8 protein-coding genes are annotated in these 5996 nt (G+C 72.9%); 2 read left to right on the plus strand and 6 right to left on the minus strand.

Annotation, left to right across the window (positions count from 1 at the left end; genetic code table 11):
• Positions 1 to 707: EAL domain-containing protein (locus I53_RS27320; protein WP_043356903.1), on the plus strand; the 707-nt coding region annotated here is incomplete at its 5' end.
• A gap of 41 nt (positions 708 to 748) precedes the next feature.
• Here I53_RS27320 and I53_RS27325 read toward each other — a convergent pair.
• From I53_RS27325 to bla, 6 genes are all read right to left on the minus strand, one after another.
• A complete protein-coding gene (locus tag I53_RS27325) occupies positions 749 to 1627 on the minus strand; it encodes a porin (RefSeq protein WP_251982474.1) in 879 nt (292 codons plus the stop codon).
• A gap of 94 nt (positions 1628 to 1721) precedes the next feature.
• Positions 1722 to 1997, minus strand: coding sequence for a hypothetical protein (locus I53_RS35575; protein ID WP_251982475.1), 276 nt, complete (start codon positions 1995 to 1997; stop codon positions 1722 to 1724).
• A 239-nt stretch (positions 1998 to 2236) separates the two neighbouring features.
• Positions 2237 to 3085: a pantoate--beta-alanine ligase gene (gene panC / locus I53_RS27330; protein ID WP_043356904.1), complete on the minus strand. Its 849-nt coding sequence runs from the start codon at positions 3083 to 3085 to the stop codon at positions 2237 to 2239.
• Between the two features lie 140 nt (positions 3086 to 3225).
• On the minus strand, positions 3226 to 3582 hold the full coding sequence (locus I53_RS27335; protein WP_043356906.1) for a hypothetical protein: 357 nt from the start codon (positions 3580 to 3582) through the stop codon (positions 3226 to 3228).
• Between the two features lie 67 nt (positions 3583 to 3649).
• Positions 3650 to 4135, minus strand: a complete 486-nt coding sequence (locus I53_RS27340) for a YbaK/EbsC family protein (RefSeq protein WP_043356908.1) — start codon at positions 4133 to 4135, stop codon at positions 3650 to 3652.
• 11 nt (positions 4136 to 4146) lie between these two features.
• On the minus strand, positions 4147 to 5025 hold the full coding sequence (bla, locus tag I53_RS27345) for a class A beta-lactamase (RefSeq protein ID WP_043356910.1): 879 nt from the start codon (positions 5023 to 5025) through the stop codon (positions 4147 to 4149).
• Between the two features lie 141 nt (positions 5026 to 5166).
• Here bla and mnmE point away from each other — a divergent pair.
• Positions 5167 to 5996: tRNA uridine-5-carboxymethylaminomethyl(34) synthesis GTPase MnmE (gene mnmE / locus I53_RS27350; protein WP_043356912.1), on the plus strand; the 830-nt coding region annotated here is incomplete at its 3' end.

The raw sequence follows: 5996 nt of genomic DNA on the forward strand, positions 1-5996 counted from the left end.
GGCCCGGCGTTCCGCCGGCCGAGCCCGAGGTCTTCCTGCCCGTGCTGGAGCGCTTCGGACGGACCACCGAACTCGACCGCCGCATGCTGCAGCGGGCCACCATCGTGGCGCGTCACCTCGCCCGGCGCGGCAGCGAGACGCTGCTGACCTACAGCCTGTCGCCGCTGTCGCTGTTCGAGCCCGGGCTCCTGCGCGAGCTCGCCCGCACCGCCACAGACGATCCGGCCCTGGCAGGTCTGACCATCGCCCTGCCGCAGGCGAGCTGGCGCCGTCTCGATGCGGGCCAGCGGGGCCTGCTCGCGCCGCTCCGGGGTCGGATCGGCTTCAGCCTCGACCGTCCGGACGACCTGCGCTTCGATGCGGCCGAATTCGCGGACCGCGGCATCGGTCAGGTCAAGGTCCCGGCCGAGATGCTGCTGCGCCCGCGCTCCGACCGGGGCAGCCTGTCCGACATCGCCGTGGAGGACATCGCACCGGCCCTGACCCGGGCCGGCATCCGCCTGATCGCCACCGGCGTCGCCGACGAGGCCGACGTCCCGGACCTGATCGACCTCGACGTGCCGTTCGCCCAGGGCACGGCCTTCGCGGCTCCGCGGCCGGTCCGGTCGGAGGTTCTGGCCGCCCCGCCCGTCGAGCAGCCCGTGCCGCCCCCGGAACCGACGCCCGAACGGCGCCCGTTCCGATCTGTCCTGCGCCGGGCGGTGTGACGGGCGTCAGCTGAGGCCGCTGGCTATCCCGGCACACGCCGTCACCAGTAGATCTGCAGGCGTGCGATCACCGTGTCGACCGAGAACGGGGCCGTGCCCAGGGTCGCGGATTGGGCCTCCCCCGGCTGCACGCGCCCGTGAATGACGTTCCCGATCAGCCGCAGATTCGGCTCGGGATACCAGCTCAGGCCGAGGGTCACGTCCTGCTCCATGCCCCCGCGAAAGCCGCGGGCGTTCAGGTCGATGGCACTGTAGCGCGCGGCCAGTTCGAACACGCCGATCCCGCCGTGGGACACACGCTGCGCCTCCGGAACCGCCACGCCCCTGAAAGTCGCGTAGGTGGTGCCGCTCTGCGGCGTCAGCGCGTAGGCACGGCCTTCGCCGTTGAGCACGAGCGCCGCCTCGACATAGCCGCCCTGGAAGTCGAGCGCGGAGCCGGATTGTCCGGGGCCGCGGAACGGCTGCAGCGCCGCGTAGATGTATTCCGCCTGGATCAGGACCGGACCGCGGCGATAGGCGAATTCGGCACCGAGCCGGGACACGCTGGCGGCATCGGGGAGATCGCCGGTGTCCACCAGGGGGCGCTCGAACAGGAAGGCTCCGGCGGGGCTCGAGAAGCCGAAGGCTCCGTCGGACCGCGACCGGTTGCGGACGATCCCGGCGAGGCCGAGATGCAGGGTCTCGTCGGCGGTCATGATCGGCGCGACGGTGGCGCGGGCCGCCACCGCGACACCATCCCCGTCGATGCCGTTGCTGGCGGCGTTGCCGAACAGGCCGGCCACCGCGGTCCAGGCCTGCCCGTGATGCCCGGCCGCGACGCCGAAGCGACGCTCCGGCACGAGGGCATTGGCCACCGAGCGCTCGACGAACAGGGTGTCGTTGTTGCTCTGCAGCCATTCCAGGCTGAAGGGCTCCTTCATGTTGCCGAGCGTCAGGATCGGTCCGGCAGTCCTTCAGGCCCCCAGGCGTCGGTGATCGGCAGCATCCGGTTCGGCAAATCGTACTGGAAGGCGATCACCCAGTCGCGGCCGATGGTGAGCTTCGGCTCGATTCAAGCCCCGGCGCACGGCGACGGTGTCGGGGAAGGCCTCGGGCAGGTCCGGGCCGGCTGAAACCCGCCGCACCGCCGTCGATATGCAGCCGGCCGCCGATCTGGAGCTTCACATCGGGCGCGGGAAAGGTGAGGGTCAGCCCCTTGGCATCGACGCGCAGACGCTCGCCGTACGGGCCGGCCATCCCCTCGAACGCGTCCTCCCCGGCGCCCGCAGGCACCGCCAGGGCGAGGGACATGGCCAGGACGGCCGGAGCGGTGCGCGGTCCATTCACGGTCCCAGCAGAGAACAGGTCGGCCGGCCGGAGCCAATGAGCCGATGGCGCAAAATCCGAAAAGTCCGAGGGCCGTGGCCAGACGGCCACGACGGCGCGCGCCCGGTCGAGGGGCCGGTCGAGGGGCCGGGGGCAACACCCGGCGGGACGGCTGTGGGGTGCATTCCCCCGATCCCCGCGCCGCCGGCCCGGGGCCGGCCAGCCTACACGGCGCGGTTGTCGATCAGCCGGGTCCGGCCCAGAAAGGCGGCGGCGAGCACGCGGGCCGGGCCGTCGACCCGTTCCACCGGCGCCAGGGTCCGGGCGTCGCAGACCGCGAGATACTGGACCCGGAACCCCGCCGCCTCCAGCGCCGCCCGCCCGGCGGCGATCCGCCCGGCCACGGGGGTGCCGTTGCGGGAGGCCGCCGCGATCTCACCCAGGACCGCCTGAAGCTTCGGGGCGACGGCACGCTCCTCGGCCGAGAGGTAGCGGTTGCGCGACGACAGCGCGAGGCCGTCGGGCTCCCGCACGGTCGGCACGCCGTGGATCTCCACCGCGAGGTCGAGATCCGCCACGGCCTGCTGGATCACCCGAAGCTGCTGGAAATCCTTCTCGCCGAACAGGGCGACGTCCGGGCGGACTTGGTTGAGGAGCTTGGTCACCACCGTGGCGACGCCGGCGAAATGGCCGGGCCGGAACGGGCCGCACAGGCCCTCGGTCAGGCCTGCGACCTCGATCCGGGTGGCGAAGCCCGGCGGGTACATGGTCTCCACGCCGGGCGTCCAGGCGGCATCCGCGCCGGCCTGCGCGAGCAGGGCCAGATCGGTCTCCAGGTCGCGGGGATAGCGGGAGAAATCCTCGTTGGGGCCGAACTGGGTCGGATTGACGAAGATGCTCGCCACCGTCCGGCGGCCGATCCGCCGCGCCTCGGCCACGAGGGCGAGATGCCCTTCGTGCAGGGCCCCCATGGTCGGGATCAGGACGACGCGCTCACCCGCCGCGCGCCACGCGGCGACGCATCGGCGCAGGGCTGCGAGATCACGGAAGGGCTGAAGGGTCGGCTCGGGCACGGGACGGGCTCCGGGGGAGGGCAGGGCCGGTCTAGAGCATGATGCGGAGCGGTGGAATCCGGCACTCCGATCAGCCTGCGTGAACACGGGCCTGGATCTGCCGCGGCGACGCGGTCTCCGGAATGGCGCGTGTTTCGGCGTCAGGGGCAGTAGGGCAGGAGGGAGCGGCCGAAGGGATCGTCCACGCCGGGCGGCGGCGTGAAGCCGTAATAGCTCGGATGCCCCAGGCCGTACTCGGAGCCGACATAGCTCGGATCGTCCGGCGCGTTGGTGGGCACCGGCACCCGGCGGGGCGTGCAGCCCACCGGCACGGGACGGGACCGGACGGCGTAGACCGGGCGGCGATCGAGCCCGTCGTTGCGCGGGAAGAAGCGCGGGCTGGCCCCCACACCCGTCTCGGCGGTTCCGCGGATGTCAAGATCCGCCCCGCGGGCCGATCCCGCGAGCAGCAGGACGAATCCGAGCGCCGTCATCGCCCTTCGTCCCGTCTTCCGCATGCCGTACCCGTCTCCGCCGGAAGGCGTCACCGTGGGGCGGCAGGGTAAACGGATGATTACCGCGCGCTCACGTGAGCGGCACGACGAGGGCCTTCAGGGCGCCGACGAGATCGCCTTCGGTCAAGCGGATCTGCAAGCCCCGACCGCCCCCGTTCACGTGGATCTCGGCCGCCGGGTCGGTCAGCGATCCGGCATCGATCGCCGTCGGGACGGGCCGCTTCTGCCCCAGGGGACTGATGCCGCCGACATGGTAGCCGGTCAGCCGCTCGGCATCGGCGGGCTTGAGCATGGCCGCCGCCTTGCCCGAGAAGGCGGCGGCGACCCGCTTCATCGACACCTCCTTGTCGGAGGCCACGAGCAGGCAGATCGTCCGTCCGTCCACGGCCGCCATCAGGGTCTTCAGGATCCGTCCGGGCGCGACCCCGAGCGCCTCCGCGGCCTGCAGGCCGATGCGCGGGGCGTCCGGATCGTACGCATAGACGTGGAGGCTGTGGCGGATCCCGGCCTTGTCCAGGGCGAGCGTCGCGCGGGTGGTCTTGGCGGGGGTCTTCATGGGTCGTCCGGTCAGGCTGCCTGTGCTCGCGCGGCGATGAGCCGGCCGATTTCCGCGTAGGCCGCCGCGTAGGTCTCCGGGGACGCCGTCGAGCCGGTGACGTAGACCGCCACGACAACCGGTGCACGCCCCGGCGGCCGCAGGATCGCGATGTCGTTGATCGAGCCGTTGTCGCCGCTGCCTGTCTTGTCGCCCACGATCCAGTCGGGCGGCAGCCCAGCCCGCAGGCGCTTGCGCCCGGTCTCGCAGGCGATCATCCAGGCTTCCAGCCGGCCGCGCGACGCCGGCGACAGGACGGTGCCCAGGAGGATCCGGCCCAGGCTCGCCCGCATGGCGTCCGGCGTAGTCGTGTCGCGCGGGTCACCGGGGAGCGCCGTGTTGAGGGTGGGCTCCGTCCGGTCGAGGCGGGTGACGGGGTCACCGGTGTCGCGCAGCCATGCGGTCAGCGCCTCGGGGCCGCCGAGGCTCGCCAGGAGCAGATTGGCGGCGCTGTTGTCGCTCCACACGATCGCGGCCGCGCAGAGATCCGAGACGGTCATCTGTCCTGTCCCGGCACCGGCCTCCAGGGCCTTCCGGGTCACCGGCGCGTAGCTCAGGAGGTCGCCGGAACCGTAGGCGACGATCCGGTCGAGGGTCTCGCGGCCTGTATCGACCCGCGCCAGCACCGCCGCCGCCGCCAGCACCTTGAAGGTGCTGCACATGGGAAAGCGCGCGTCCGCGCGATAGGCGGCGAGGACGCGGTCCGCCGTGGCGGCCGCGATGCCGAGGCGACCGTCGAGCCGCCGCTCGAGGGCGCCCCAGTCCGGCTCCGCTTCGGCGGCCTGCAGGGGCAGGGCGAAGGGCGCGGCGAGCAGGCCGAGGCTGACGGTGCGGCGGGTCGTGACGAGCATGGCGCATCCGGGTTCGAGGGCGCGACACCGCAACCCGGCGCGACACCGCAACCCGGCGCGGCACCGCGACGCCGGAATGGTATAGGGCACCTGCGCCTGTTTCACGTGAAACTCTGCCCCTCCGCACGACCCTGCCGGATCATGACCCAAGCCGAGACCCTCTTCGCACCGGCCAGCGGCTTCGGCCGCGCGGCCGTCGCGGTGATCCGCATCAGCGGCCCGGCCGCGCGCGACGTGCTCGTCGCCCTTTGCGGGAGCCTGCCGCCACCCCGCCGGCTGTCCCTGCGAAGCCTGCGCGATCCGGCCGACGGCACCGAACTCGATCGGGCTCTGGTGGCCTGGTTTCCGGGGCCGGACACGTATAGCGGCGAGGACATGGCCGAGCTGCACATCCATGGCGGTGCGGCGGTGCGGATGGGCGTTCTCGCCACGCTTGCCCGGTTTCCCGGGTGCCGCGCGGCCGAGCCCGGCGCCTTCACCCGTCGGGCGGTTCTCAACGGCCGGATGGATCTCGCCGCGGCCGAAGCCGTCGCCGATCTGATCGATGCCGAGACCGAGGGCCAGCGCCGGCAGGCCCTCCGTCAGCTCGACGGCGCCCTCAGCCGGCAAGTGGCCGCGTGGCGGGCGGAAGCGGTCGATTGCCTCGCCGCCGCGGAGGCGGCGCTGGATTTCGCCGACGAGGGCGACGTGGACGATGCCGGGCTCGACGCCGCCTTGTTCGGCCGCGCCGCGCGGCTTCGCGACGCGATCGCCGGGACCCTGCGCGACGGGCAGAGGGGCGAGCGTCTCCGCGAGGGCTTCACGGTGGTGCTGGCCGGGGCACCCAACAGCGGCAAGTCGACCCTGCTCAATGCCCTCAGCCGACGGGACGTGGCGATCGTCTCGGACCGTCCGGGAACGACCCGCGACGCCATCGAGGTGCGGCTCGACCTCGGCGGCCTGCCCGTCCTGCTGGTCGACACGCCGGGCTC

Source organism: Methylobacterium sp. B1 (genome assembly GCF_000333255.1).
Lineage (GTDB): Bacteria > Pseudomonadota > Alphaproteobacteria > Rhizobiales > Beijerinckiaceae > Methylobacterium > Methylobacterium fujisawaense.